This is a genomic window from Paenibacillus sp. FSL R7-0297, from assembly GCF_038009025.1.
GTDB lineage: Bacteria > Bacillota > Bacilli > Paenibacillales > Paenibacillaceae > Paenibacillus_AQ.
This window is the reverse complement of sequence record NZ_JBBPAQ010000001.1, coordinates 5,357,100-5,383,379: the sequence shown is the minus strand read 5'-3', so window position 1 is coordinate 5,383,379 and position 26,280 is coordinate 5,357,100. Positions and strand designations below refer to the sequence as shown.

Genomic DNA, 26,280 nt, shown 5'->3' with positions numbered 1-26,280 from the left:
GAACATGGTGCTGGCTTTGGAATCCATTGAAGTGAAACAAATAACTGGCGTGAGCGCTCAAAAGCAAGGTGAGCTTCACGCCTTTGGCGTCTTTACAGTGAAGGATTTGCTGGAATACTACCCGTTCCGTTATGAGGATTTCCGGCCTAAGTCTCTTAGTGAAGTTAAGCATGGGGATAAAGCAACCCTGGTAGCTAAGGTGATCGGCATTCCGGTGCTGCAGCGCTTCGGGGGCAAATCACGTATGAGCTGCAAGATGGTGGCCGAGCCGTGGATGTTCACGGCAACATGGTTCAATCAGCATTATGCACGTGAGCAGCTGACAGTGGGCCGCGAAGTAGTATTAACCGGGAAATGGGACCAGAAACGCAATCAGATTACCGTAACCAATTATGAATTTCCGGACCGGGGAGAAGGCAAGACAGGAACCTTGCAGCCGGTGTACTCTGTAGGCGGCAAGATCACTCAGTCATGGATCCGCAAAGTCATAGGCCAGGCCCTGCAGCAGTATGGAGAGCTGATTCCGGAAATACTGCCGCACAGTATTATGCGCAAATATGATTTCATGTCGCGTAAAAAGGCGATTGCCACTATCCATCAGCCGGAGGATACACGCGAAGGTCAGCAGGGAAGGCGCAGGATGGTCTATGAAGAGCTATTCTTGTTCCAGCTCAAGGTACAGGCCTTCCGTGTACTAAACCGCGGCAGAATGGACGGTGTGGTCCATACAGTGGATAACGCTACAGTTCGCCAGTTTGTGCGGAGCCTGCCGTTTGAACTGACGGACGCCCAGAAGCATGTAGAGCTGGAGATTCTGCATGACATGCGCTCAGGGCATTGTATGAACCGGCTACTGCAAGGCGATGTAGGCTCCGGCAAAACCGTGCTGGCGGCAATCGCACTGTATGCCACTGTAAGGTCAGGGTTCCAGGGGGCACTGATGGTGCCGACTGAAATCCTGGCAGAGCAGCATATGCGCTCGCTTACGAGGATGTTTGAGCCGTTTGGTATAACCGTCGGTCTGCTGACCGGGAGTGTGACCGGACGCAAACGTAAGGATCTGCTGGCTTCCCTGCAGCTGGGAATGCTGGATGTGGTCGTCGGAACCCATGCGTTAATACAGGATGATGTCTTCTTCCGCAGTCTGGGGCTTGTAGTCACGGATGAGCAGCACCGCTTCGGGGTGAACCAGCGCAGCGTCCTGCGGCGCAAGGGCTATAATCCGGATGTGCTGACGATGACGGCAACCCCGATTCCGCGTACGCTGGCGATCACTGTTTTTGGCGACATGGATGTGTCTACACTGTCGGAACGGCCGAAGGGACGCGTACCGATTACGACCTACTGGGTGAAGCCCGATCTGATGGAGCGGGTGCTGAATCTGATCAGCCGCGAGATAGACCAGGGCCGGCAGGCCTATCTGATTTGTCCGCTCATTGAGGAGTCGGAGAAGCTCGATGTGCAGAATGCGATTGATCTGCATGTTCAGATGTCTCAGGCTTTCCCGGGATACAAGGTAGGGCTGCTTCACGGGCGGATGACACCTGCGGAGAAGGATGAAGTAATGCGTGCCTTCTATAGCAACGAAGTGCAGCTGCTGGTCTCTACGACGGTCGTAGAGGTGGGGGTGGACGTGCCGAATGCCACGCTGATGATCATCATGGATGCCGACCGCTTCGGCCTGTCCCAGCTGCATCAGCTGCGCGGACGGGTTGGCAGAGGGGAGCATACTTCCTACTGCGTGCTGATGGCAGATCCCAAATCTGAGATTGGCAGAGAGCGGATGACGGCCATGACGGATACGGACGACGGCTTCGAGGTGTCCCGGCGTGATCTGGAGCTGCGGGGACCGGGGGATTTCTTCGGGACGAAGCAGAGCGGGCTGCCGGAATTCAGGTTGGCGGATATGACAGCCGATTTCGAAACGCTGGAGCTGGCGCGCGATGATGCTGCGGAGCTGCTGCGGGATGCCGCGTTCTGGACATCAGCGGATTATGCTCCGCTGCGCGGGTACCTGCAGCAGGAGCAAATTTTCCAGGGAGATTTAATTGACTGATTAGGCACATGCGGAGACCAACCCTCATATACTGTGAATGATTGGATATGACGGGAGGTGCTATGCTTGGGTTATCAGCAATTCGGAATCAGTCCTGCGCTGGTGGATCGCATTAAGCTGAAGATGAAGAATCCGGCGGTTAAGGAACGCATCAAGAATATGATCAACGGAATTTCCAAACAAGAGCTGCAGGACACTGCCGTTGTGCGCAGACTGGTGCGCAACGCTTCTGCAGTGATGAATGAGAAGCTGACGTCCTCGCAGGAAGAGCAAATTGTTAAATTTGTGATTGCCCAGAAGATTGATCCGGGCAACACATTTCACCTGATCCGCTTATGGGGAATGTTCCGCTGACAGGGCGGAGCCTGCCCTTGCCTGATCTAACCAAAAAGCGTTCCCGCAACTAAATGCGGGAACGCTTTTTGGTTGATCAGGGGCTGGAAGCTGTCCGGTGAATACCCTTGGTCATCCTGGCGGGTGATTACGGAAGAGCGCAGAAATCCGGCTGTTCCGGGCCGCGTTAATGACAATCTTACTATCCTGGTCGCATCCGTGGACGATGGAAGCCAGCTTCTCCTCCTCCAGCCTGCTAGCCAGGCAGAAGACGGTGCCCGGCTGTCCCTCAGGACCGGTGGACCTGACGAGTTTTACTTCGCGGTCAAGAGACTGCTGGAGCCTGCGGCGGATCTCTTCACAGTTTCTGCTCGTAATCCAGACAGCCTGGGAGAGGGATAAGTCTCTTAACGAGAAGCGCAGGGCTTCAAAGGCCAGGAGGTAAGCAATGATGCTGTACATCGCCTGATCCCACCCAAACAATGAACCGCCAAAAAGCAGAATGGCACAGTTGAACAGCATAATCACCATTTCAGCAGATTTGGGCGGACCGCCATTCAGCAGCCGGACTCCCTGCTTCTCGCTTCCGCTGGTAATGCCTCCGAAGCGGACAGAGATGCCAAGTCCAAAGCCCAGGCACAGTCCGCCGGCTATCGCAGCAGGCAACGGTTCGCTGGTGGCGGCAGGGAAGTGGTGGAGGGCCAGCGAGCCCGCCGTCAGACAGATTAATCCAAGCATTGTATACAGGGCAAACCGGAGATTAATCTGCCTGCGCGACATTAGAATGAACGGAAGGTTGAGCAGGAACAGAAATAAGCCAAGACGCATTTCGGTCAGATGAGACAGCAGGGCAGACAATCCGGCGATGCCGCCCGGCAGCAGCTTGTGCGGCATCAGGAACAGTTCCAGTCCTACAGCAGCGAGCAAGCCCCCGCCTATAACCGAGAGCAGGCGAAGTATTCTGGAAGGGCGCAGGGGGGCAGCCCCTCTATATCTGATTTTCAATGGATTTCCTCCTTTCAGCAGGAAACCTGAATGATAATGCGTTGTGCACTCAAAGGATTTAGGAAAGCCTTTACCTTATAAAGTGTGATGTGCATTTCAGCGGATACAGCAGCAGCCGCTTCAGAATGATGTAAATGATGGGGAAAAACGACACACAGAGCAGAGGCAGGGACGCTTCCGGATGAAGCGCCAGCAGGTTCTCAGGATGGGCCAGCCGCGCGGAAGGAATGTAATGGAACGTTGTGTTGTGCACACGGACCGGCTGAGCCATTTTATGCTCATAACGCTCCAGTCTGGCATGCTGCACTTCGGAAGCCTCCTGTACGTTCAGCAGTTGGGAAGAAGCAGCCAGAAATGTCAGGAGAAGCACCGGTATGAAGGCCGCCTTCAGCAGCTTAGAAATGGACAAGCGCGCTAGATATGTCATCAAGAGAACACCTCCTTACTGTATATTGTAGTTAAAGCATAACATATGATTCTGGGCAGGACCAAATTTCCGGCACTTTTTTTGGGGGGGGAATTTCATGAAAATACGAAACCAGAGCCGGTACACCGCGTATTCTCTAGTAAAATGAACATTTTATAATTATTTTTACCAAAGGAGCGTTTAATTTGCATATAGAGGGCATTTTTAACGGATTTCTCAATTCGGCTTTAGCCAGTTCCTCCCGCGGCTTCTTCTCCGAAGGGCCATATTTATTACAGCTGGTGCTGCTGCTGATCGCAGTTTTTGTTGCTTACACTATTACCAGAGCCCTGAAGATCTGGATGACCAACAATGCCAGCCCGCTCGAGTCGAGGGTGGCGACAGCAGTTACTAAACGCGCGGAGGTGTGGGGCGGCAGAGGGCATGCGGGTACTCACACCAGCTACTATGTAACCTTTGAATTCCAGGACGGGAACCGGAGGGAGCTGGAAGTGAAGGCCAAAGCGTATGGTCTGATCGTTGAGGGAGACAGGGGGGAGCTGACCAGCAAGGGGACCCGGTTCAAAGGATTCGCCCGTTCGAGCAGGCGCAACCTTTGATAAATATACATATGTTTTTAGAATTCTCCTGCTATTTTTGGGTAAAACTCCATATAAGGGTTTGATTGAACTAAATAAATTATAGAAGGAGCGGATGATTTGAACTCAGATTCTACTAAAAGCAAAAGTAAAGAAGGTGTACTGTTCCATACTCTGGATACGGCTGAGGTGCTAAAGCAGCTGGAGAGCAGGGAAGCAGGGCTGACTGCAGAAGAAGCGGCACGGCAACTGGAACATTACGGCAAGAACATGCTGCAGGAAGCCAAGTCTAAATCGCTGCTGGCCAAATTCATTGAGCAATTCAAGAATGTAATGATTTTCATCCTGCTGGCGGCTGCCGTACTCTCGGGAATCCTTGGAGAGTGGACGGATACCGTTATCATTTTGCTGGTGGTGATCCTGAATGCGGTGCTGGGCGTCATCCAGGAGAACAAAGCGGAGCAGGCGCTGGAGGCTCTCAAAAGCATGTCCTCTCCGCAGGCGAGAGTCCGCCGGGGCGGACAGGTCACAGAGATCAAAAGCGAGGAGCTGGTGCCTGGCGATATTGTGCTGCTGGAAGCCGGCAACGTGGTGCCCGCTGATCTACGTCTGCTCGAAGCGGCGTCACTGAAGACCGAGGAGGCGGCGCTGACCGGTGAATCACTGCCCTCGGATAAGCAATCGGGAGTGCTGGAAGGCAACGATCTTGTGATCGGTGACCGGACGAATATGGCTTATATGAGCAGCAGCGTAACCTATGGACGGGGTGTGGGTGTGGTAACGGCTACGGGGATGCATACCGAAGTGGGCCGGATCGCCGGATACATCTCCGAGGCGGAGAATGAAGTTACCCCATTGCAGAAAAAGCTGGATGAGCTTGGAAAATATTTCACCTTCATTATCCTGGGTGTCTGTGTCGTTATCTTCGTGGTCGGCTGGTTGGAGGGCAGAGAGCTGCTTGATATGCTGCTGACCTCCATCTCACTTGCAGTAGCGGCGATTCCGGAAGGTCTTCCGGCCATCGTAACCATCATTCTGGCGCTAGGCGTGCAGCGGATGGCTAAGCGTAAGGCAATTATCCGCAAACTGCCTGCTGTGGAGACACTGGGCAGTACGGAGATTATCTGCTCTGACAAGACGGGCACATTAACACTTAACAAGATGACCGTTGAAAAGCTGTATGTTGGCGGAGAGACGGTCGAGGCCGATTCGAAGCTTAACGATACGCCGGGCGGTGATTTGCTACTGCAGGCGATGACCCTGTGCAATGATTCCAGCATAGACGAAGGCAAAAGTGCTGCAGATAAAGCTTCGGATGGGGCCCGGGCAGAGGTGAAGCCTGGTTTAGCAGGCGGGACAAGGAGCGGTAAAGCCATTATCGGCGACCCTACCGAAACGGCGCTGGTTGACTTCGCACTCAGCATCGGGACAGACAAACGGGAGCTGGAGCAGCGTTATCCGCGGGTGAATGAGCTGCCTTTTGATTCGGACCGAAAGCTGATGACGACGATTCATAAGCTGGATAACGGTGAGTTTCGGGTGCTAACCAAGGGAGCGCCGGATGTACTGGTGTCCAAATGCAGCCATATTCAAGAGAACGGCACCGTGGTGCCCTTGACGGAGGCGCATATCAGCAGGATCACAGCCAGCAACAAAAGTCTGGCAGACGAAGCGCTGCGGGTGTTGGCGTTTGCTTACCGCGACCATGCAGAGCAGCCCTCCGATCCTTCGCCGGAGGGGACGGAGAAGGATCTGGTGTTCATCGGCCTGACCGGGATGATCGATCCGCCGCGCGAGGAGGTCCGGGATGCGGTTGCCGTGTGCAGACGGGCGGGCATCCGTCCGGTGATGATCACCGGGGACCACCGGGACACGGCTGCCGCCATTGCTAAGCGGCTTGGAATCATCGACGATGATAAGGCGGTGCTGACCGGGCGCGAGCTGGATCAGATCAGCGAGGCGGATTTTGCCACAAGAGTGGCAGATTATTCCGTGTACGCCCGTGTATCGCCTGAGCATAAGGTGCGGATCGTCAAGGCCTGGAGACAAATGGGCAAAATCGTTGCTATGACCGGTGACGGAGTCAATGATGCGCCTGCGCTGAAATCAGCGGATATCGGCGTTGGTATGGGGATCACAGGAACAGATGTGGCCAAAGGCGTATCCGACATGGTACTGGCCGATGATAATTTCACTACGATTGTCGTTGCTGTCGAAGAAGGCCGCAAGGTATACAGCAACATCCGCAAAGCGATCCAGTTCCTGCTGTCGGCCAATTTGGGGGAAGTGGTGACCCTGTTCATTGCGACACTGATCGGCTGGCGGATTCTTGAACCGATTCATATCCTGTGGATTAATCTGGTCACAGATACCCTGCCGGCGCTCGCGCTCGGACTGGAAAAAGCGGATAATGATGTGATGTCGAAGAAGCCGCGTAAATCGAGCAGCAGTATTTTTGCCGGAGGCGTGGGGATTGGAATCATCTATCAAGGGCTGCTTGAGGCGGCACTGACCCTGCTGGTGTATTACTGGGCACATACCCATTACGACGAAGGTGTTGCAGTCACGATGGCCTTTGCGACGTTGGGACTGCTGCAGCTTACCCATGCTTTCAATGTCAGATCCAATACCAAGTCATTGTTCCAGATCGGCTTGTTCAGCAACCGCTACATGCTGGGGGCTTCGGTCATCTCGGGACTTCTGCTGGTGCTGGTTATTATCATTCCCGGGCTGAATGAATGGTTCGGAGTGGAGCATCTGAGCGGTCTGCAGTGGGGAATTGTCTGCGGGGCTGCAGTGGCGATAGTGGTGATTGTGGAGCTGGTGAAGCTGATTCTCCGCTTAAGCGGGCGCAGTAAGAACTGGGAATAGTATACTGCCGGACAATGGCGGTGGCATAAAAAAATGCAAGGTGGTACGGCGCTTCGGCAGAAGCCCGTAACCTTCCTTGCATTTGTTATATTTAGGGGATTATAACACCCGCTGCATGTGCAGAATAACATTACTCCAGTACCCGCTGTCCAGGTCACTGATCTGTACTCCGGGATCGCCCCAAGTATGAATGAAACTGCCGCCCCCCATGTAGATGCCTACATGACCGGGAATGGCGTCGCTCTCGAATCGGCCGGGTACCGTGAAGAAAATTAAATCCCCGGGCTCCAGCTCGCTTCTTGATATGCGTCTGCCGATATTATCCTGATCTTTGGCCAGCCGAGGGAGATCGACACCAAATTTCTTAAATACATGACGGGTGAAGGATGAGCAGTCAAACCGTTTGGTCTCCTCATAAGGTCCGGCACCGAAATCGTAGGGTACGCCGAGATACTTCTTGGCATAGGCGATTAGTTCACCGGTATCCACATTGGAGACACTCTGGATCCGCAGCGGCTTAGCTGCTTCACCTGCACCAGTATTGGCAGTAGTATCCCTGTCAGAGGGGGCAGCAATATTGATCTCTCCGGTGCTTGGATTCCAGCCAACCTCGGTCTGCAGCAGCTTGGACAATGCATTAGGCGTGATGTAGATTTGACCTTCGCGGCGGATAGGAACATCCGGCAGGGTGATCTTCTCCCCCAGGGAGAAAACCTGGCTGGAATCCGGACGGAGCATGTACATTACATCGCTGTAGCCCAGCTTGGTATATCCTCCGCTTGAGGTGTCGTCTTTCATTCTGTATCCTATGGAGGCAGCGGCCGGCTTCAGCGGAATCCAATACTTGCCTTCTTTGTCCGTGATGGCATTCTTCTCATAGTAGCTCCCGGCAAATGTTCCGGTTGGCGTAACCGAATTCCCCTTCGGGGTATCGTCCTTGCTGGAATAGCTGCAGGCGGTTGAGCCAAGAATGACGGCAGTAAGCAGTGCGGCTGTGGCCGCAGTTTTGTATGCGTTGTTTATTGGCATTTGGCACGCTCCATCTTCAAACTTTAAGTAAAGTTTGTGCAGGGCGGCTTTTTTTATGTGGATAAGGGTTTAGCAATCAATGTCAAGAGCAACAGGCTTGTTCTTGTCGAAACATCAGCCCATTGTGCGTTTTTTGTAAAATATGGAGCCGTGATAAATGATTGACGGAAAATCAACCTACATATAATATATGTTTAATAGATTGCGGCAGTGGATGCGGAAATGGTGCGGGCTTTTGCTTTAATGCTTTCAAAGATGAAAGCGATACTGCTGAACCGCTAACCCAGGTTCGCGCGCTGAATCCGTAAAAGAAGAGGGGTTATCTGATGAAGAGAAAGAACATTTGGCTTGGCCTGAGTATGTCCTTGATGCTGGTAGCAGCAGGTTGCGGTAACAATAATGCAGCCGTAAATAATGGAGCCAATGCAGGAAATACTCCGGCAAACGCAACCAGCGCTCCGGCAGACACCGGTTCTGCGGAGACCAAATCCTATACGATTGCCATCTCACAGTATGTAGAACATCCGTCGCTGGATGCAACACGGGAAGGCTTCCTGGCGGCACTGAAGGACGCCGGAATCGTGGAAGGCGAGAATTTGACGGTAGACCTGGAGAATGCCCAGGCGGATCAGGCAAATAACCTGTCCATTGCCCAGAAGATTGCCGGCGACAAAAATGACCTGGTACTGGCCATCGCCACTCCTTCCGCTCAATCGGTCGTGCAGAATGTAAACAAGGACACACCAATTCTGTTCGCGGCAGTCACTGACCCGCTGGATGCCAAACTTGTAAGCGACCTGGATCATCCCGGCGGCAATGTCTCCGGCGCATCCGATACGAATCCAGAATCGATTACGCGTCTGATGAATTTCATCGCAACGCAGTTTGCGGATGTGAAGAAGCTGGGACTTGTCATTAATGAAGGTGAACCTAACGCAGTAGTTATGGCGGATATTGCCAAGGAAGAGCTGGACAAGCACGGTATTGAGCTGGTCAAGGCGGCGATCACGAATACATCGGAAGTGAAGCAGGCTGCTGAGTCCCTCGTTGGACGTGTGGATGCCCTCTACATTACACTTGATAACTCTGTTGTAAGCGGTGTGGATACAATCATTCAGACTGCCAATGACAACAAGCTTCCGTTCTTCTCTGCAGACCGTGATACGGTGGAGAAGGGTGCTTTTGCAACTGTAGGCTTCAAATATTATGATCATGGCTACCAGGTTGGCGAAATGGCAGTGGAAGTGCTTAAGAACGGTACAAGCCCGGGTGATATGAAGGTAACGATGCAAGAGAAGCTGGATCTCATTCTTAACCTCAAAGCGGCAGCAGCTCAGGGCATTGAAGTAACCGATGCTATGAAGGCTGAAGTTGCAGATCCTGACAATAACATTATTCAATAACATACAGATATCATAAGGGGGCGTTCCCAATGCGGGCGCCCTTTGCCGCTTGAGGGAGGAAGTCATCTATGTATAGTTCATTAATCGGCGCCCTGGAAATGGGCCTGCTGTACGCTTTTATGGCACTCGGGGTGTATATTACATTTCGTATTCTTGATTTTCCGGATTTAACTGTAGACGGGAGCTTCACCACCGGCGGCGCGATTGCCGCGGTCATGATAACCCACGGATATTCTCCGCTGCTGGCAACAGTATGTGCCCTGCTCGGAGGGATGGCTGCAGGCATGTGTACAGGACTGCTGCACACTAAAGGGAAGATCAACGGCCTGCTATCCGGGATTCTGATGATGATTGCGCTATATTCCATCAATCTGCGGATTCTCGTGCGGCCGAATGTTTCCTTAATGGGTGAGGTATCTCTTTTCAGCTCTATTAATCCTCTGTTGGTTATGCCCTTTGTGGTTCTGCTGGTCAAGATCCTGATGGATCTGTTCCTGCGTACAGACCTTGGACTTGCCCTGCGTGCAACAGGAGATAATTCCCGGATGATCCGCAGCTTCGGGGTCAATACGGATACTACGACGATTCTCGGTATCAGTCTGGCGAACGGAATGGTGGCCCTCTCGGGTGCACTGATCGCTCAATATTCTACATTTGCCGATTCATCCATGGGTATAGGCATGATTGTTATCGGGCTGGCTTCGGTAATTATCGGGGAAGCGATATTCGGTGCGGGTAACGTCTTCCGCGCTACATTGGCTGTAGTGCTCGGCTCCATCGTCTACCGGATCGTTGTGGCGCTGGCTCTGCGGGTGCCATGGCTCAAGGCTTCGGATCTCAAGCTGATTACGGCTATTATCGTTATCATCGCCCTCGTCTTCCCGTCTGTTCAGCGGTTCCTGAAGCAGAAGACGATGGCCCGCAGACGGACTGAAGAGCTTGCGGAGCTGACCCGCAGCAGCAAGAAAGGAGGGGCAGCCGATGCTAAAGCTTGATAATGTATCCAAGCTGTTCAACCCGGGTTCCCCTGACGAGAAGATTGCCCTGCTGGGTATAGATCTGGAGCTGAGCGCCGGAGATTTCGTGACGATTATTGGCAGCAACGGGGCCGGTAAATCGACACTGATGAATATTATATCCGGTGTCATGAAGCCGGATCTCGGTGAAGCGCGCATTGAAGGCAGCTCGATCAGCAATCTGGCCGAGTACCAGCGCGCACGCTGGATCGGCCGTGTCTTCCAGGACCCGATGGCTGGTACAGCGCCTCATATGACCATTGAGGAGAACCTGGCCATGGCTTATAAGCGGGGTCAGAGCCGCGGGCTGTCCTTCGGAGTGAATGCGGCCAGACGCACGCTGTTCCGGGAGCAGCTCAGCAAGCTGGGCATTGGCCTGGAGAACCGGCTGCGCGCTAAGGTAGGGCTGCTCTCCGGAGGCGAGCGGCAGGCGCTTAGCCTGCTGATGGCGACCTTCACCCAGCCGCAGATTCTGCTGCTGGATGAGCATACAGCTGCGCTGGACCCTTCGCGCGCTGAACTGATCACGAAGCTTACGGAATCCATTGTCCGTGAGATGAAGCTGACTACACTGATGGTCACCCACAACATGGATCAGGCTATCCGTTTAGGCAACCGGCTGATTATGATGGACAAGGGGTCGATCATTCTCGATTTTGATGAATCCCGCAAGAAGGATCTGACGGTAGAGCGGCTGCTTGGTGAATTCGAAGCCATTAGCGGCCATAAGCTGGCGGATGACCGGATGATGCTGGGATAAGCAGGTATCGAACCTGGTGAAGGCTTGAGTGCTGTCTGTTAAATGGACAGCTGCTCAAGCCTTTATTGTTGTGTCTTTACTCTTTAATGGTGAAGAGGATTCGGTTAAATCCGTCCAGGGCTTCCTTCAGTTGAGTCAGATGACGTTCTTCATAAATGCCGATGAAACACAGCTGACCATTTGCCTTCAGGCTTCCGGTTCAGGGTCTCGGACGAGAGGCCGGAGACCGCAGCGCAGATCTGATCACGGATCCCTTCATTATGATTCATCATGAGTAATAATCTCCTCTGTGTAGAAAATAAAAGCATGTCTAAAGTCAATTTCATTAGAGCCTCTTAAATTATATCCCCAAATATGCTTTGTCAAAACAGCAGGGCCAGCCGATTCACCAAGCGGTATGGGAGGTATATTTAACGAAAGAACTTGATTTTGAACAACAATGACCATAGGAGGAAACTACACATATGAACACTAAGAAGCTGGAAGGCAAAGTAGCAATCGTAACCGGAGGCGGATCGGGCATCGGCCGGGCCACGGTGCTGGAGTTCGCCAGAAATGGAGCTAAGGTGGCTCTTCTGGACCGGACCGTGGAGAACGCAGAGAAGGTTGCACGTCAGGTGGTGCAGGAAGGCGGAGAAGCCGCTGTGTTCGAATGCGACATCGCTGAGCCGCAGCAGGTGGAGGACGCCGTGAAGCAGGTTGTTGCCAAGTGGGGGAAGCTTGACATCGTGTTTGCGAATGCCGGGATTAACGGAGCGATGACACCAATTGAGACAATGGATATTGAGTCCTGGGACCAGACCATACAGATCAATCTCCGCGGTACGTTCGCTACGGTCAAATATGCCATCCCCCATTTGAAGGAGCAGGGCGGCAGCATCCTGATCAACAGCTCCATCAACGGTAACCGTGTATTCTCCAACATCGGATTCTCAGCATATAGCACAACGAAGGCCGGGCAGGTCGCTTTTATGAAAATGGCGGCGCTGGAGCTGGCCCAGTTCAAAATCCGCGTGAACGCCATCTGTCCTGGTGCGATCACCACTAATATTGATGACAATACGTACCCTTCGGATGATCTTAAGGAAGTGCAGATCGAGGTTGAATTCCCGGATGGCGGACAGCCGCTGGAGAAGGGACCCGGGCGTCCTGATCAGGTAGCCAAGCTGGCGCTGTTCCTGGCTTCTGCGGATTCGGATCATATTACAGGAACGGAAATCTACTGTGATGGAGCAGAATCGCTGCTGCATGGCTGATTCTTCTATTCGTACCTTTCCACTCATATAATGTATGGAGTACAGCCTTTTACTACAAGCGGGCGTTGTCCCTTTGCCGGAGCTCATCAGGTACTGATTGATGACCGGGTACAGAGGTGCAGACGTCCGTTTTTTCTTTTAAATCTGCTTGCGAAAAATTACTGTAAAGATTGCAGTGCTTTTCAGGTATACTGATTCTATCTGTCACGGAGAGGAGGACAACTATGAATATTGATTTGCACACGGAGTCGATTGTGAAGCTGCTTGTGGCCATGCTGTTCGGGCTGTTCATCGGGATTGACCGGCAATTGAAACAGAAACCGCTGGGAATCCGGACCAGTATGGTCATTAGCATCGCCAGCTGCCTGGTAACGCTGGTCTCGATCCATGCTTATGACAAGTTCGGCGGTACAGATCATCCCAATATGGACCCGATGCGTCTGGCGGCGCAGATTGTCAGCGGGATCGGTTTTCTCGGGGCGGGCGTCATTCTGCGCAGAGGGGGAGATGCGATATCGGGACTCACATCTGCGGCGCTCATCTGGACGGCTTCCGGTATCGGGATTGCGGTCGGCGCGGGATTCTATGTAGAAGCGGGTTATGCAGTTGTGCTGCTTATGTTCGCAGTAAATGCAGTGCCCCTGCTAATTAAAGCCATTGGCCCGGAGGTGCTGAACAAACATGAGATATCGATTAAGATCATCATGGAACCGAACTATATTCTAACCGATGTGATCCAGAAAATTGAGCAGCGCCATATCATTGCCGAGCAGCGCAAAACACGTAAAACCGGCCGGACGATCCGGCGGATGAAGATCAAGGATCTCGAAGACGGGAGACAAATGATTGATATGGTGATCTCCGCACCAGACCGTGATTATGCTACGGAAATCTATTATGATGTGAAGAAAATTGAACATGTGATGAGTGTCGAAGTGGAACAGCTGTAAAATTGGCATGTTGCCAATCCGGCAGATGTGGTACTCTATCTATGAGAGAGTCATTATGAGTTTATGGAAGGGAGTTTAAAGTTATTATGTCGATTACTGCATTTGAAGGACAATATGAGGGAGAGGCCGCAGTCTGGCTCAAAGCTGGACGTTATGAGGCCGCAGTTCTGCCGGGCATCGGAGGCAACCTGATCTGCTTCCGTGATACTGAGAGCGGTTACCGTTTCCTGCATGAGCCGGGCTCAGAGGAAATGGAAGCATTCAAGGCAAACCCCGGGATTCACGGCATCCCTGTATTGTTCCCGCCGAACCGATATGAGGATGGAGAGTTCCCGTGGAATGGACAAACCTACCGTTTTCCGGTAAATGAGGCTAAGACGGGTAACCATCTGCACGGGTTCCTACATACAGCAGCCTGGGAGGTCGAAGAATTCGGCAGCGGCAAAAGCGAAAGCTTCGTCACTGTAGCGATCAAGGTGGATGAGAATCATCCTTCTTATCAATATCTGCCGTTCAAATACACCGTCAAGCTGCGTTATACTCTGGGAGAAGGCGGCCTGTCCCAGCAACTGCTGGTTCATAATGACGGCGCAGAGCTGATGCCTTGTCTGCTGGCGTTCCATACTGCCATTAATGCTCCGTTCGCACCAGGCAGCACGCCGCAGGATTACCGTGTGAAGCTGACCATCGGCGAGCGCTGGGAGCTTAGCGACCGGATGCTGCCGACCGGCAAATTCCAGGAGCTGACTGCGGATGAAGTGGCACTGCGTGATGAGGGCTTGTATCCGTTCTATGCGCCAATGGATAACCACTATACCGCTGTAGCCCAGAATGGCCGCAACCGTATGGAGCTTACCGACAGCAAAGCCGGCGTTACCCTGGTGTATGATGTGGGAACCTCCTATAAGCAGTGGATGATCTGGAACAACGGAGCTACCGAAGGGTTCTTCTGTCCGGAGCCGCAAATCAACCTGGTGAATGCACCGAAGGTAGATCTTCGTGCCGATGACATCGGATTGTTTGGTCTGGAGCCAGGGGAGTATTGGGAGGAGACTAGCCGCCTATATGTGAAGTAGGGGGAAATAGATTGAACCGGGAAAATTCCACTGTAGGGATTAGCCGAGGCTGCAGAGAATGTTTGACTTCCGGCCACTGTTGGGTTTGTATTTCCTGATTTAAACTGCTGTTCGCAGTAGAAATACAAACCTAAAGGCGGACGCTATCGCTCCTACAGTTCAAACTTCTCTTCCGCCACTCCACCCTCATTGTATATTTTCAAGTTCAAGCTATATAGTTTTGAAGAATATATAAAAAGAGCAGCGAAGTTTGCTGCTCTTTTTTGTTGCAGAAATAACGTGCTGGAAATCTCGTATCCATGGATTATGGAGGAGGCTGTGAGGTGCATAATACGAAGATGTACTTCTTTTGGATACTGAATTTTAAGGCGGCTTTAAGCTAAAAGGCGTATACTACTCCTTTAATCTAGTTAGGAGTGAATCCATTTGTCGCGGTTATTGCCTTCCAAACGTTTGTCGTATTTGCTGTTAGTCTTGCTGGCCGGGGGATTTGTGCTGAATTTTTTCCTGCAGGCAGCATCCTTTAGTATGAATATATCCGGTGCTCTGCAGTGGACCCGCGGTTACCCTTGGCTGTATGGTGCGGGAGGTCTGTTCCTTTTCTTCATTCTGCTCTTAAGTTCAGTGATATTGCCTAATACATATGCAGGGCCTGCAGTTGTCAGTTTAATGTGTCTAATGCTGGGTGTAGCTGATTATCAGAAGCTTGTCACGCGAGGAGAGCCGCTTTTTCCATGGGATCTGATGCTGGTCAAGAATGCCGGTGAAATGAGCAAGATTACCAAAGGAATGATCTCACCGCTGGCGGTAATAGCCGCAATATTAGTGGCTGTTGGTCTGGTGTACATGATCCGCAAGTTGCCCAGGAACAGAATCAAGCTGCCTTTACGCTTAAGCCTGGGCGGAATCTCAGTCGCGCTGAGCGCAGGTTTTCTTGTGCTTGTGTCGGGCCATTCGTCTGTTGTTACCGCTATGAACTACCAGAACATCTTCTGGAACCAGAAGGTTAATTATTCGCAGAACGGATTCATATTTGCTTTTGCCGGGAATTTGCGGCAGAGCCTGCTGGAGAAGCCCGAAGGGTACAGCCGTGAAGCGGTTGAAGCGGTGTCAGCTAAGTATTCGGCATTGCCGGATGAACCGGCGGTAGCCAGTCCCGGGGAACAGCCGAATATACTGTTTATGATGGATGAGGCTTTCTTTGACCCTACGCGTCTGCCGGGGTATACCTTAAGCGAAGATCCGCTGAAATTCATTCATACGGCGGCGGATGAGACTCCGTCTGGTTATTTGCTGTCACCGGAATTCGGCGGCAATACAGCCAATGTTGAATTCGAGGCCATGACCGGGCTGTCGATGTATTTCCTTGGGGACGGAACCATTCCCTATCAACAGCGGATTGTCAAAATGTCCTCAATGCCGTCCATCGTCAGTATTCTAAAATCGCGGGGCTACCATGCACAGGCGCTGCATCCGTTCGATGAGACCTTCTATAACCGCAACCGTGTCTATCCGGTACTTGGTTTTGACAGCTTCATCAGTGAAAAGGATCTGCCGGATGCTAACCGCCTCACCCCGGATGGCTATATATCCGACAAGGCTGCTGTACAGGAGGCTGTCCGCGAGCTTAAGTCGGCGTCGAGGCCGGCCTTCCTGCATCTGGTGACGATGCAGAATCATTTCCCGTTCACCAAAGGGCTGAACGGACCGAACACGATTACCGTAGAAGGCGGACAGCCGGCGCAGAAGGACGAACTGGAGACTTACGTGCAGGATACTAAGCTGACCGACGAGGCACTGGCTTATCTGCAGGAAGAGCTGCTGACGATTGAACGTCCAACCGTTGCTGTATTCTGGGGCGACCATCTGCCGGCGCTGACCGCCGGGATCTATACAGAGGCCGGCTGGGATCAGGAGCCTAGATTGAAGCACGAGACGCAGCTGCTGATTCTGGCTAACTATGATATCGGAAATGAGCCGCTGGGGACACTTAGTCCGGCTTACCTTGGCCCAACCGTCTTTAGACTATCCGGCCAGCCGCTGCCTGCCTATTACAAGCTGCTGGAGCAGGTGCAGGAAGAAATCCCCGGCCTCAGCAAGAATGTGCTGGTCGGGTCCGGCAGCAGCGGAATCCTGACTGGATTGACACCCGGGCAGCAGGAGCTGCTGGATGACTATCGCCTGATCGAATATGATCTGCTGGAAGGGGAGAAGTACGCGGAAGGCTTAATGTTCTAACCGGAATAGCATGACTCAGCGCAGCCCCACATCATGGAAGCGGTTCTCGATCGGCTCGCGCAGCAGCACGCGGATGGACTGAATCGCTTCGGCCTCGGTATGCTTAGCCTCGCGGATGAGAGGAAGCAGCCTTTGTGGCCGTAGAGTTGGAGCATGAGACGCGTTCGGGCTTAATAGAGCTGTAATTTCATGATAGACAGCAGAAAGACGCTCATAATGGCTGGCGGTAGACTCGAGCTCAGGCCAATATTCGCAGGCTGCTCTGGTATAGCTGGACGCGTCTTTCTTAGAGGCAGCATAGAACACCAAGGTTTCATAAGCACCGGAAGCATCATATGATCTGCCTGACAAGGCGTCCAGCATGGCATCATAAGCCTGCAGTCCGCAGGCATACTGCGATTCCGGCAGCATCGGATCATGTACCTCTGCCTTGTATACAGCCTGGAGGAAGGATTCTCTGATCACCTGCCTTATGTCCTTCCGGATCTGTCCTTCGAAGATCTGACAGTGCCAATAAGGGCTCGCATTTCTTCCCAGCTGATCATAAGGCAGCTCCAGTTCTGCTCTTGAAGATATTTCGTTGTAGCAGAATACCTGCTTCTGATCATCGGAGCGGGTTATCACCACAAACTTATCTTTCCAGCAGACGACAGGAGTGCCTTGCTCAAGCGATTTGCGGATTTCCAGGATAGCCTGCTTCTGATAGAGCGGAAATGTAGGAGCGAAATGAAACCCTGCCGCCTGAGTCGAAATCATTCCGATTAAATCTGCAGCTACCGTATGCTCAGCCATCCAGTTATAAGCCGTAGGTGAGTCACGGTGAAGCTGCCTATGCAAGGACAGACGGAAACAGGAGGCAGTCATTCCGGATAACATATATTTGGGCAGTGTGAACCAGCCGTTAGCCGACAGAACCTGGTACATGGCATCTACATAAGAATGAGTCAACTGCGGAGGATGCAAGGCCGCTGGTACTGAATCCAATTCTGTTCTGTTCATCATCTGGCCGTATGCGCCCCCCATCTTGGCAGAATGGAACGTTTCCGGTCCGGATACCGCCCGGAGATTAATCTAAACTGCTGCATAGCGCGTTCCTCCAGCTCAAGCGCCTGCTGCAAGGCGGCACAGAGTGAGGGAAGCTGCTGCTGCACCAGCGTCATGCTGCCGTTAATCAGCGTATGAGCAGCCTTCGACTGCCCGCACAACATCTCATCCAGCTCAGCATAAATGCTATGAACCTCATTCAGCCCCGGCAAGACGGACTGAACCTCCTGCAGATAACTCCGGATCTCTGAGCGCGCTGTCAGGAGTGATTCGAGAATATAGACGGCTCCGCTGCTGTCGAACTTTCCCTGCTGAAGAGCCCGGATCAGGAAACTGTAAGCCATTCTGCCTGATGCAATGCTCTGATCGGGCAGTGTTTTGTATGGAGTCTCCCAATCCTCAAGGGCGAGCCTCAGTGATTCCAGTACTGCGTCATGCAGCGGAATATCAACCTTATCTCCGAAAAACTGGCAATACCAGAACGGGGTAATGTTGAGGCCGAAGTTATCATAGAGCACATAACGGGTCTCGATGGACGATCCATCCTGCACATAGAACACCCGGTCGTCCTCATCATAGCCGTGAATAACGCCGAACTCCGGTATCCAGTAGACACAGGCGAGTCCGCGGTCCAGACTATGCTTCACATCTTCAATGGCGGCCTGCTGATATACGGCGAACGAATCATGTCTTGTTCTCCCTCCGCTATGTCCGGTAAGGACGCCGAGATTATCGATGGCCGGTCCATGCTCTTTGCCCCACTGTCCATAAGCGGTAACGGAGAAGGGGAAGAGCTTCTCATGCACAGAGAATTTGAAGGCCATACCGCTGAGCCCGGAGAGCATGAATGTGGGTCCATGGAATAACCCTGCGGCAGTGAGGACGGCATAGAGGGCATCGGTAAAAGATTTGGATTCGCGCTTCATTTGTATTCCGTTAATGATCACTCCGGCTCTCCTGTTCATTCAGCAGATTCAGTACGTTCTGGCATCTGATCCTTACTTTCTCTTTCAGCCATTTGGGGGACAGAATTTCAGACCATTCCGAGCTGAACAGCTGCCCCACAAAGGCATCCGTGTCAATAAATTCAATTTCATAGACTTCTCCATCAGCGGATCGGATCGTATACCCTCCCCATGAGGAATCCGCAGGCATCCCGCTCAGCCGGATTCTGGCTGTGAACGGCTTCAGCTTCCGGATCTGATCCGGCGGAGCCGATGGAAATTCTTCGCTTGTTGCAAAATATCTGTCCGTCAGCTTCAGCTGCAGGATCTCGGACAAGTTATAGAACTCCGTCTGGCAGTTCCCTTCAACAGCTGCAAGCACATAATCTTCATCCAGACGGCGGCTCAGTTTCAGGGGACAGAGATATAGCTCCTGCGGTTTGTCCGGCTGTTTCCGGCAAAGGATGTGAATTACGTTACGGGCCTGAATGGCTTGCTCCAGGAGCCCGATAACCTGCAGACGCCGGGCATTTACTTCAAACAGAGGCAGCTTGTATTCTCCAGCCTGCAGGGGCTGGTCTGTGAACCGTTCCAGCAGGCCACCGACTCTCCGGATAGTCTGGCCGTTCTCATAATCATAATGGCTGTACCGGTAAGCCAGATATTTCAGTACCTGCTGCTCTTCGTCGGTGATGTACAGATGAGGCAGCACAAAGCTATTATCCTCGTACATATATCCGCGCTGGCTGGCCACGTACCGGAGCGGAGCCCGTAGAGATTCCGCCATATATTCAATATCCCGCTGCGCCTGGCGCCTGGAGATTTCGAATTGCTCCGCAAGAATATTGCTGTTCGGATAACAGGCATTTCTGATTTGCTGGTCAAACCACTGAATACGGTGAATATGGCTCATGCGGCTCCGCTCCTTTCTGTCAGATTTCAGTATAGCGTCTGATGAACTTCCACCGCAACAAGGTAAAGATGCCGCTCCGGCATCCATGCATGAAGCATGAAGCCGGGCGGACATCCGGGTTGTGTTTACTTGGCTACGGCATCTACTTTGGCTTGTGGCGCCTTGTCGCAGCGCTTGCAGACCTTCAGGGTTCCCCCATCAGACTTTACTTTTGTGTAGAGCAGCTTAATTCTGGTTGTTCCACAGACCGGGCAGGTGCCCCGGCCATGGGAGGGCAGGGTCCAAAGTACCCGTCCGCGCTTTGTTTTTACCATTTGTGTAGTCCTCATTTCAGCAATTTGAATGTTACTTGTCCAGTATAAAACAGCTGGTACGACATAAAATGTCGCATCAAATTCATAATTCTAAGAGCAAGGTCTCTGGTCCGCATAACGGATGCTCTAGCTGTAACAGTTCAATCCAGCGGATCGTAATTGACGGAAAGCCTGCCAAGCCTTTAGACTAGACTGGACGAAGACCGGACAATCTGGACGGCGTCATTTATTTCTTGATTTGAAAGGGGTTACATACGTGAAAAAGCTCTGGCTTGTCTACGTGCTGCTGATCGGCATCTTCCTGATCTACGTGCTGAACTACAAGCAGCAGGGGGATTCGGCGGACCCGTGGGAGACAGCCGGACTGCGCGGGAATATTGAAGATAAATATGTGATGGTCACGTTCCAGATCGGAATCGACTACTGGAAAAGCGTGCTGAAGGGCTTCGAGGATGCTGCAGAGGAGCTTAATGTGTCCGTGGAATACCACGGCTCGACCCAGCATAATGCCAATGAACAGATGACCGTATTGGAGCAGACTATCGCCAAGAAGCCGGCGGGGATTGCGATTTCGGCGGTGAATTCCAAGCTGCTCACGGCGACGATCAACAAGGCGGTGGAGGCCGGTATTCCGGTGGTCCTGTTTGATTCGGGAGCGCCGGACAGTAAGGCCTATTCTTTTCTGGGAACAGATAATTACAATGCCGGCACCCAGGCCGCACACAAAATGGCGGAGCTGACCGGCAGCAAAGGTGAAGTGGCTATAATCACCACGCCTGACCAGCACAATCATCAGGAACGGACAGACGGCTTCAGCGATACCATCCGCAGTGAATACCCGGAGATGAAGCTGGTGGGGATCAAGAACGGACGGGGAGACCAGGTCGCCTCGCGGGAAGCTGCCGAGCTATTGCTGGGAGAATATCCGCAGCTTGCGGGGATCTTTGCTACGGAGTCCAATGGCGGTATCGGTGTAGCGGAAGCGGTGGATGCGGCTCACGGCAACGGCTTGGTTCCGCAGATCATCAGCTTCGATACCGATAAAGGGACGCTTGATTTGGTGAAGGAAGGAAAAATAGCCGCTACGATGGCCCAGGGTACCTGGAATATGGGCTATTGGTCGCTTACGGAGCTGTTTCATCTGCACCGTGATCTGGAAGCGGACCCTGAAGCGTATGCGAACCATAAGCCCGTGCCCGTACCGGATACGGTCGATACAGGGATAGACGTGGTCACACGGGTGAACGTTGATAACTATTATGCCAAATAGGCTGCAGCAGAGGAGGAGCCTGTGATGCGGAGAAGCGGCCTGAACATGGAGAAGCTGAAGCTGAATAATCTGCCAATCCGCTATAAGCTGATTATTCACTTTTTGCTGATCAGCATCCTGCCTGCCATCGGGTTGGGGCTGCTGATTGGCTGGACCGTCGACCGGATTGTGGAAGAACAGAGCAACGAGAACACTATGCAGCTGATCGGCAAAGTGAATACAGCGATTGAGAACGATGTTGAGAATCTGCAGAAGATAACCTACCTGATGTCGTTTGATCCGGGAGTACAGAAGTTCCTGAAGGGGGATACAGTAAATACGGGGCAGTCTAACAATGCAGCTGGCAACGGGGAGTCGGCTGAATACAACATCCGCAAGTTTCTGCAGGGCTTCACTACGCTCAGCTCCGAGATTGCCGGGATAATGCTGGTCAATAGTGAAGGCGATTTCATCAGCAATGAGATGTATACCCGTTCTGGTACTCAGCTGACGGAGGAGGCCTGGTACAAGCAGGCAGCGGAGAACAAAGGGATCTTCAAGATTGTAGGTCATCCATACGGCCGCGCTGTAATGTCCCATGTGGATTATCAGGAGAGCGAGGTGGTCTCTGCCGTCAGGGCGATAGTCGATCCGGAAACGCAGGTCGTGCAGGGAGTGGTGCTGGTCGATCTGAAGTTGCGGGTGATTGCCGAGACGGCCAGGGATGTCACACTGGGCAAGACGGGCTATCTAACGGTGGTGGACAACAATGGGGAGATGATCTATGCGCCGCAGCACCCTATTATGCAAAAGATTCCGGCAGGTCTATTCACCGAGTCCTCTGGAATCACCTCGGAGACCGTGGACGGCCGCCATTTGCAACTGATCTACCGGACCTCTCCCTTTACAGGCTGGACTACGATGGGCGTGTTTCCGATGGATGAGTCAGCCTTTGGGGTGCGCGAGATTACCTTCAATGTCGTAACCTTCGTGTTTGTAGTCTGTATGCTGGGGATGACGGCTTCCTTCTATCTGGCGTATTCCATCTCCCGTCCGATTGGACAGCTGGCTTCTTTCATGAGCAAAGCACAGTCCGGTGATCTGACGATTCGCTACTGGGGGAACCGTTCCGACGAGATCGGGCTGCTGGGCCGCAGCTTCAATACGATGCTGGCCCAGATTGGGCGGCTGCTGTCACTGACGGAGCTGCAGGCCCGGCAAAAGCGGGAAGCAGAGCTGCGCAGCCTGCAGGCGCATATCAAACCGCATTTCCTCTACAATACACTCGATACGATCCACTGGATGGCCCGCAGCAAGGGTGCGGAGGATATTGCCGAGGTGGTCCAGTCCTTGTCCAAGCTGTTCCGGCTAGGGCTGAGCAAAGGGAGTGATATTATTCCCCTCTCCGATGAACTCGAGCATATCGTCAGCTATCTGAAGATCCAGCAAGTCCGCTACAGCAGCAAGCTGACCTACTCGATTGAGGTTGAGCCGCAGCTACAGGAGCTGTACGTGCTTAAGCTGCTGCTCCAGCCGATGGTGGAGAACGCTATCTATCATGGCATTAAGGAACGCCGTGGTCCCGGTCATCTCTCCATTGAGGTGGTGGAGCGGGAGAATGAGCTGTATCTTACCGTTCGTGATGACGGTGCCGGGATTCCTCCGGAACGGCTAAGCATGCTTAAGCAGCGGCTTGAAGCTGTCGGGAAACAGGATCGTGAGCATGCAGATACGCCCCTGCCGGATAGCGCAGGCAGCGGATACGGAATTCTGAACGTGCAGGCCCGGATCAGGCTGACTTATGGTGAGCCTTACGGAATTATGATTGAGAGTGAACCTGGAACGGGAACGGTTGTAACACTCCGGCACCCGGTTGTCCGCGATAGCTACCCAGCGAAGGAATAAGGAACAGGAGGATCTATGAGGATGATAGACAAGTGGAAAGTAATGATTGCTGATGATGAGGGGATCATCCGCGATGGTATCCGGCAGTGTGTGGACTGGGATAGCCTGGGGATGAGTGTGATGGCGGAGGCAGAAGACGGTGAGGAGGCCCTGGAGCTGGCGCTTCATCATTCCATTGATATTGCACTGGTAGATCTCAATATGCCGATTATGCACGGCATGGAGCTGATGAAGCGGCTGCGGGAGCAGCTTCCCGGCTGCAAAATCATCGTCATTACCGGACACGATGAATTCTCGTATGCCCAGGAATCGATTCGTCTGCAGGTGAATGATTACATTCTCAAGCCCGCCGATCCGAAGCAGCTGATGCAGGTGCTCCGCGGCGTCCGCGATGAACTGGAGTCGGTGAAGCAGCAGAGCCAGCATCTGCAGCAGGCCTCCCGGCAACTGCAGAAGAATTTCCCGCTGCTGCGTGAACGCTTCTGCCAGGAATGGCTGGATGGGAATCTGAGCCAGGCGGAGATCCGGGAGCAGCTGCAGTTCCTGCAGCTGCCGCCGGAGCGGCCGGAACTGATCGGGATTATCCGCTGGAGATGGGAAGGCCAGCATCCGGGAATGAAAGAGAACGAACGCCAGCTGTATCTGTTCGCCATTGAGAATATCATCACGGAGCTGCTTGAGCCATATTCCAAGGTGATCTTCCGGGATTCCGCCGGACTGATCGTCATTCTGCTCTGGGATGCTGCAGGTGAGCGGGTGCTGGCCGGGGCGGAAGGCGCAGTGCGCAGCAATCTCAAGATCGCGGTTGAAGTCGGTACCCAGAATGTGCAGGGGGAGATTACCGAGCTGGCATCGGCATACCGGGGCTGCCGGGTAGCGCTGGCCAAGGAGCAGCCGCTATCGCCGCTCGTCCGCAGGGCGAAGCAGTATATGCAGGAGCACTACAACGAATATGGACTTACGCTGGAGGCGATGGCCGGCCAGCTTCAGGCATCACCGGTGTATCTCAGCCGCCTGTTCAAGCAGGAGCTTGGAGAATCCTTCGGCACTTACCTGACTCAGATCCGGATCCGCAGAGCTGCACAGCTTCTGCATTCTACGGAGCTAAGTATCAATGAAGTCGCTGAGCAATCGGGTTATGAGACCCAGCATTATTTCAGCACGGCGTTCAAGAAGCATACAGGTGTATCGCCGTTACAGTTCCGCAAAGGGGTATTACCGGGAGCTGGAGACAGTAAGAACGAATAAAGAATAGGGAAACCATATATTCAAGCGGCAAGGGGTGCACTGCGTGGAGGAAGTTGAATACAAGAACAATACTGGCGGAACTGCCGGAGAATACAGACAAGCTGCACTGGGCAGCATTGGAGTTCTGGAATCCTGTCTGGAGAAGCTGTCGTTCTCAGAGCTTACCAGACAGCAGATGAATCAATTTTTCGGGCAAACGGGTCCGGTGGAAGCAGAGAATATTACCCGAAGAATCTCGGATGTTTATATGGCCTTTTTAAGTAAAACCAATTTTAAGGTAAAGGCTGCGGAGAGTAACCGCCTCCTCTTCACCCGACTGAAGCAGGAACTGGATGAGATCAAGCAGGCAATAAGCGAATTGGAATAGGTACCGACCGTGTGCGCCTCCGGGCTGCATGCGGTTTTTTTGTTGTGCTGCACATAAGTTTGATTTTTATAAAAACAGTAGTCTGAGTGTAAATACGCCCTATGGCTTCTGTTGCTATACTCAACTTGTCACACGGGAGTACCCGTGGAAGACAACAGAATAGTCCAGGGGGTAGTGCAGAATGAAAAGATATTCATTGGTCTCATTGCTACTAACACTCGTACTCATCTTGTCCGCATGCGGCAACAACGGCAACTCATCAAGCGGCGGAGACTCGTCCCAAGGCAAAGTAGGGATCGCAATGCCGACGAAATCCTCGGAACGCTGGGTGAATGACGGCAACAACATGGTGAAGGAGTTCGAGAAGCTGGGCTACGGTACGGATCTGCAATATGCAGAAGATGTCGTGGAGAACCAGGTATCCCAGATTGAGAATATGATCACTAAAGGCGTGAAAGCAATTGTAATCGCTTCAATTGACGGCGAGGCCCTGACGGATGTGCTGCAGAAGGCACATGATGCGAATGTCAAAGTCATTGCCTATGACCGTCTGATCAAAAAAAGTGAATATGTAGACTACTATGCGACCTTCGATAATTTCAAGGTTGGCGTACTGCAGGGCTCTTACATTGAGGAAAAGCTTGGCCTTAAGGACGGCAAAGGACCTTTCAACATTGAGCTGTTCGGCGGATCCCCGGATGACAATAACGCCTACTTCTTCTTCGATGGCGCGATGTCAATCCTCAAGCCTTATATTGATTCCGGCAAGCTGGTTGTCCGCAGCAAGCAGGTTACTATGGATCAGGTAGCTACGCTGCGCTGGGACGGTGCTGCCGCCCAGGCGCGCATGGATAACCTGCTGAGCGCCAATTATGCAAGCGATAATCTTGACGCTGTTCTCTCTCCTTACGATGGCATCAGCATCGGGATTCTCTCTTCCCTGAAGGGTGTAGGCTACGGTTCAGGCGACAAGAAGCTTCCGGTTGTTACCGGACAGGACGCTGAGCTGGCTTCCGTGAAATCCATTCTGGCTGGAGAGCAGACACAGACGGTATTCAAGGATACCCGTGAATTAGCCAAGAAAGCTGTAGAAATGACCGAAAGTGTGCTGAAAGGTACAGAAGCCGAAGTCAACGATACCACAACCTATGACAATGGCGCCAAAATCGTTCCGTCCTACCTGCTGGAGCCAGTTTCAGTAGATGCAAGCAACGTAGACAAGGTACTGGTAGACGGTGGCTACTATACCAAAGATCAGCTGGGAGAATAACCTGCTGAATACCATTTAGCAGCAACCG

Annotated in this window: 24 protein-coding genes; 16 read left to right on the top strand and 8 right to left on the bottom strand. The window is 52.7% G+C overall.

Going from position 1 to position 26,280, the window contains the following annotated elements:
• The first annotated feature begins 4 nt into the window (after positions 1 to 4).
• Together recG and MKZ24_RS23625 are read left to right on the top strand one after the other, a co-directional pair.
• On the top strand, positions 5 to 2,056 hold the full coding sequence (gene recG / locus MKZ24_RS23630) for an ATP-dependent DNA helicase RecG (protein WP_042235776.1): 2,052 nt from the start codon (positions 5 to 7) through the stop codon (positions 2,054 to 2,056).
• 66 nt (positions 2,057 to 2,122) lie between these two features.
• The gene (locus MKZ24_RS23625) at positions 2,123 to 2,410 is read left to right on the top strand and encodes a stage VI sporulation protein F (protein ID WP_039298036.1); all 288 of its coding nucleotides are present in this window, start codon (positions 2,123 to 2,125) and stop codon (positions 2,408 to 2,410) included.
• Between the two features lie 111 nt (positions 2,411 to 2,521).
• On the opposite strand, the gene MKZ24_RS23620 is transcribed toward MKZ24_RS23625, so the two are convergent.
• Both MKZ24_RS23620 and MKZ24_RS23615 read right to left on the bottom strand, forming a co-directional pair.
• Positions 2,522 to 3,394, bottom strand: a complete 873-nt coding sequence (locus MKZ24_RS23620) for a YitT family protein (RefSeq protein ID WP_042235778.1) — start codon at positions 3,392 to 3,394, stop codon at positions 2,522 to 2,524.
• A gap of 70 nt (positions 3,395 to 3,464) precedes the next feature.
• Positions 3,465 to 3,824, bottom strand: a complete 360-nt coding sequence (locus MKZ24_RS23615) for a hypothetical protein (RefSeq protein WP_340787259.1) — start codon at positions 3,822 to 3,824, stop codon at positions 3,465 to 3,467.
• A gap of 182 nt (positions 3,825 to 4,006) precedes the next feature.
• Here MKZ24_RS23615 and MKZ24_RS23610 point away from each other — a divergent pair, with 182 nt between their 5' ends.
• Positions 4,007 to 4,420: a DUF2500 domain-containing protein gene (locus MKZ24_RS23610; RefSeq protein ID WP_231637855.1), complete on the top strand. Its 414-nt coding sequence runs from the start codon at positions 4,007 to 4,009 to the stop codon at positions 4,418 to 4,420.
• 141 nt (positions 4,421 to 4,561) lie between these two features.
• On the top strand, positions 4,562 to 7,270 hold the full coding sequence (locus tag MKZ24_RS23605; RefSeq protein WP_042242388.1) for a calcium-translocating P-type ATPase, SERCA-type: 2,709 nt from the start codon (positions 4,562 to 4,564) through the stop codon (positions 7,268 to 7,270).
• 99 nt (positions 7,271 to 7,369) lie between these two features.
• Here the strand turns inward: MKZ24_RS23605 and MKZ24_RS23600 are convergent, their stop codons facing one another.
• Entirely contained in the window at positions 7,370 to 8,299 is a 930-nt protein-coding gene (locus MKZ24_RS23600) for a C40 family peptidase (RefSeq protein ID WP_042235783.1), read from the bottom strand.
• A 326-nt stretch (positions 8,300 to 8,625) separates the two neighbouring features.
• On the opposite strand from MKZ24_RS23600, the gene MKZ24_RS23595 reads away from it, so the two are divergent.
• The 3 genes from MKZ24_RS23595 (at position 8,626) to MKZ24_RS23585 (ending at position 11,478) form a co-directional block, all read left to right on the top strand.
• Positions 8,626 to 9,702, top strand: a complete 1,077-nt coding sequence (locus tag MKZ24_RS23595) for an ABC transporter substrate-binding protein (RefSeq protein WP_042235785.1) — start codon at positions 8,626 to 8,628, stop codon at positions 9,700 to 9,702.
• A gap of 68 nt (positions 9,703 to 9,770) precedes the next feature.
• Positions 9,771 to 10,697 carry an ABC transporter permease gene (locus MKZ24_RS23590; RefSeq protein ID WP_042136618.1) on the top strand — a complete coding sequence of 309 codons (927 nt, stop codon included), beginning with the start codon at positions 9,771 to 9,773 and terminating at the stop codon, positions 10,695 to 10,697.
• A complete protein-coding gene (locus MKZ24_RS23585) occupies positions 10,684 to 11,478 on the top strand; it encodes an ABC transporter ATP-binding protein (RefSeq protein ID WP_039298046.1) in 795 nt (264 codons plus the stop codon). The genes MKZ24_RS23590 and MKZ24_RS23585 overlap by 14 nt, the downstream gene beginning before the upstream one ends.
• 149 nt (positions 11,479 to 11,627) lie before the next feature.
• Here the strand turns inward: MKZ24_RS23585 and MKZ24_RS23580 are convergent, their stop codons facing one another.
• Positions 11,628 to 11,750, bottom strand: coding sequence for a hypothetical protein (locus MKZ24_RS23580; protein ID WP_269322101.1), 123 nt, complete (start codon positions 11,748 to 11,750; stop codon positions 11,628 to 11,630).
• 192 nt (positions 11,751 to 11,942) lie between these two features.
• Here MKZ24_RS23580 and MKZ24_RS23575 point away from each other — a divergent pair, with 192 nt between their 5' ends.
• From MKZ24_RS23575 to MKZ24_RS23560, 4 genes are all read left to right on the top strand, one after another.
• A complete protein-coding gene (locus MKZ24_RS23575) occupies positions 11,943 to 12,734 on the top strand; it encodes an SDR family oxidoreductase (RefSeq protein WP_042235790.1) in 792 nt (263 codons plus the stop codon).
• A gap of 224 nt (positions 12,735 to 12,958) precedes the next feature.
• Positions 12,959 to 13,684: an MgtC/SapB family protein gene (locus MKZ24_RS23570; protein ID WP_039298052.1), complete on the top strand. Its 726-nt coding sequence runs from the start codon at positions 12,959 to 12,961 to the stop codon at positions 13,682 to 13,684.
• A gap of 86 nt (positions 13,685 to 13,770) precedes the next feature.
• Positions 13,771 to 14,760, top strand: coding sequence for an aldose 1-epimerase (locus MKZ24_RS23565; RefSeq protein ID WP_042235792.1), 990 nt, complete (start codon positions 13,771 to 13,773; stop codon positions 14,758 to 14,760).
• A gap of 426 nt (positions 14,761 to 15,186) precedes the next feature.
• A complete protein-coding gene (locus MKZ24_RS23560; protein WP_340787245.1) occupies positions 15,187 to 16,998 on the top strand; it encodes an LTA synthase family protein in 1,812 nt (603 codons plus the stop codon).
• A 15-nt stretch (positions 16,999 to 17,013) separates the two neighbouring features.
• Here the strand turns inward: MKZ24_RS23560 and MKZ24_RS23555 are convergent, their stop codons facing one another.
• The 4 genes from MKZ24_RS23555 to MKZ24_RS23540 all read right to left on the bottom strand — a co-directional run bounded on the left by MKZ24_RS23555 (position 17,014) and on the right by MKZ24_RS23540 (position 20,213).
• On the bottom strand, positions 17,014 to 18,000 hold the full coding sequence (locus tag MKZ24_RS23555) for a hypothetical protein (RefSeq protein ID WP_042235797.1): 987 nt from the start codon (positions 17,998 to 18,000) through the stop codon (positions 17,014 to 17,016).
• Positions 17,997 to 18,989, bottom strand: a complete 993-nt coding sequence (locus tag MKZ24_RS23550; RefSeq protein ID WP_340787241.1) for a hypothetical protein — start codon at positions 18,987 to 18,989, stop codon at positions 17,997 to 17,999. Before MKZ24_RS23550 ends, MKZ24_RS23555 begins: the two co-directional genes overlap by 4 nt.
• Positions 18,979 to 19,899, bottom strand: coding sequence for a helix-turn-helix transcriptional regulator (locus tag MKZ24_RS23545; RefSeq protein WP_340787238.1), 921 nt, complete (start codon positions 19,897 to 19,899; stop codon positions 18,979 to 18,981). The genes MKZ24_RS23550 and MKZ24_RS23545 overlap by 11 nt, the downstream gene beginning before the upstream one ends.
• A gap of 125 nt (positions 19,900 to 20,024) precedes the next feature.
• Complete coding sequence (locus MKZ24_RS23540; protein WP_042136633.1) at positions 20,025 to 20,213, bottom strand: hypothetical protein; 189 nt, start codon at positions 20,211 to 20,213, stop codon at positions 20,025 to 20,027.
• 256 nt (positions 20,214 to 20,469) lie between these two features.
• Here MKZ24_RS23540 and MKZ24_RS23535 point away from each other — a divergent pair, with 256 nt between their 5' ends.
• The 5 genes from MKZ24_RS23535 to chvE all read left to right on the top strand — a co-directional run bounded on the left by MKZ24_RS23535 (position 20,470) and on the right by chvE (position 26,252).
• The gene (locus MKZ24_RS23535) at positions 20,470 to 21,483 is read left to right on the top strand and encodes a substrate-binding domain-containing protein (RefSeq protein WP_042235806.1); all 1,014 of its coding nucleotides are present in this window, start codon (positions 20,470 to 20,472) and stop codon (positions 21,481 to 21,483) included.
• 24 nt (positions 21,484 to 21,507) lie between these two features.
• Entirely contained in the window at positions 21,508 to 23,367 is a 1,860-nt protein-coding gene (locus MKZ24_RS23530; RefSeq protein ID WP_340787234.1) for a cache domain-containing sensor histidine kinase, read from the top strand.
• A 21-nt stretch (positions 23,368 to 23,388) separates the two neighbouring features.
• The gene (locus tag MKZ24_RS23525) at positions 23,389 to 24,615 is read left to right on the top strand and encodes a response regulator transcription factor (RefSeq protein ID WP_042235812.1); all 1,227 of its coding nucleotides are present in this window, start codon (positions 23,389 to 23,391) and stop codon (positions 24,613 to 24,615) included.
• A gap of 43 nt (positions 24,616 to 24,658) precedes the next feature.
• A complete protein-coding gene (locus MKZ24_RS23520; protein WP_042235816.1) occupies positions 24,659 to 24,982 on the top strand; it encodes a hypothetical protein in 324 nt (107 codons plus the stop codon).
• Positions 24,983 to 25,163: 181 nt separating this feature from the next.
• Positions 25,164 to 26,252, top strand: coding sequence for a multiple monosaccharide ABC transporter substrate-binding protein (gene chvE, locus MKZ24_RS23515; RefSeq protein ID WP_042235818.1), 1,089 nt, complete (start codon positions 25,164 to 25,166; stop codon positions 26,250 to 26,252).
• Positions 26,253 to 26,280 lie beyond the last annotated feature (28 nt).

What these genes read in the sequence shown, in the direction of transcription:
- recG (WP_042235776.1), top strand. Translation starts at nt 5, where the DNA reads ATGGTGCTGGCTTTGGAATCCATTGAAGTGAAACAAATAACTGGCGTG.
- MKZ24_RS23600 (WP_042235783.1), bottom strand. Translation starts at nt 8,299, where the DNA reads ATGCCAATAAACAACGCATACAAAACTGCGGCCACAGCCGCACTGCTT.
- MKZ24_RS23595 (WP_042235785.1), top strand. Translation starts at nt 8,626, where the DNA reads ATGAAGAGAAAGAACATTTGGCTTGGCCTGAGTATGTCCTTGATGCTG.
- MKZ24_RS23590 (WP_042136618.1), top strand. Translation starts at nt 9,771, where the DNA reads ATGTATAGTTCATTAATCGGCGCCCTGGAAATGGGCCTGCTGTACGCT.
- MKZ24_RS23585 (WP_039298046.1), top strand. Translation starts at nt 10,684, where the DNA reads ATGCTAAAGCTTGATAATGTATCCAAGCTGTTCAACCCGGGTTCCCCT.
- MKZ24_RS23580 (WP_269322101.1), bottom strand. Translation starts at nt 11,750, where the DNA reads ATGATGAATCATAATGAAGGGATCCGTGATCAGATCTGCGCTGCGGTC.
- MKZ24_RS23575 (WP_042235790.1), top strand. Translation starts at nt 11,943, where the DNA reads ATGAACACTAAGAAGCTGGAAGGCAAAGTAGCAATCGTAACCGGAGGC.
- MKZ24_RS23570 (WP_039298052.1), top strand. Translation starts at nt 12,959, where the DNA reads ATGAATATTGATTTGCACACGGAGTCGATTGTGAAGCTGCTTGTGGCC.
- MKZ24_RS23565 (WP_042235792.1), top strand. Translation starts at nt 13,771, where the DNA reads ATGTCGATTACTGCATTTGAAGGACAATATGAGGGAGAGGCCGCAGTC.
- MKZ24_RS23555 (WP_042235797.1), bottom strand. Translation starts at nt 18,000, where the DNA reads ATGATGAACAGAACAGAATTGGATTCAGTACCAGCGGCCTTGCATCCT.
- MKZ24_RS23545 (WP_340787238.1), bottom strand. Translation starts at nt 19,899, where the DNA reads ATGAGCCATATTCACCGTATTCAGTGGTTTGACCAGCAAATCAGAAAT.
- MKZ24_RS23540 (WP_042136633.1), bottom strand. Translation starts at nt 20,213, where the DNA reads ATGGTAAAAACAAAGCGCGGACGGGTACTTTGGACCCTGCCCTCCCAT.
- MKZ24_RS23530 (WP_340787234.1), top strand. Translation starts at nt 21,508, where the DNA reads ATGCGGAGAAGCGGCCTGAACATGGAGAAGCTGAAGCTGAATAATCTG.
- MKZ24_RS23525 (WP_042235812.1), top strand. Translation starts at nt 23,389, where the DNA reads ATGATAGACAAGTGGAAAGTAATGATTGCTGATGATGAGGGGATCATC.
- chvE (WP_042235818.1), top strand. Translation starts at nt 25,164, where the DNA reads ATGAAAAGATATTCATTGGTCTCATTGCTACTAACACTCGTACTCATC.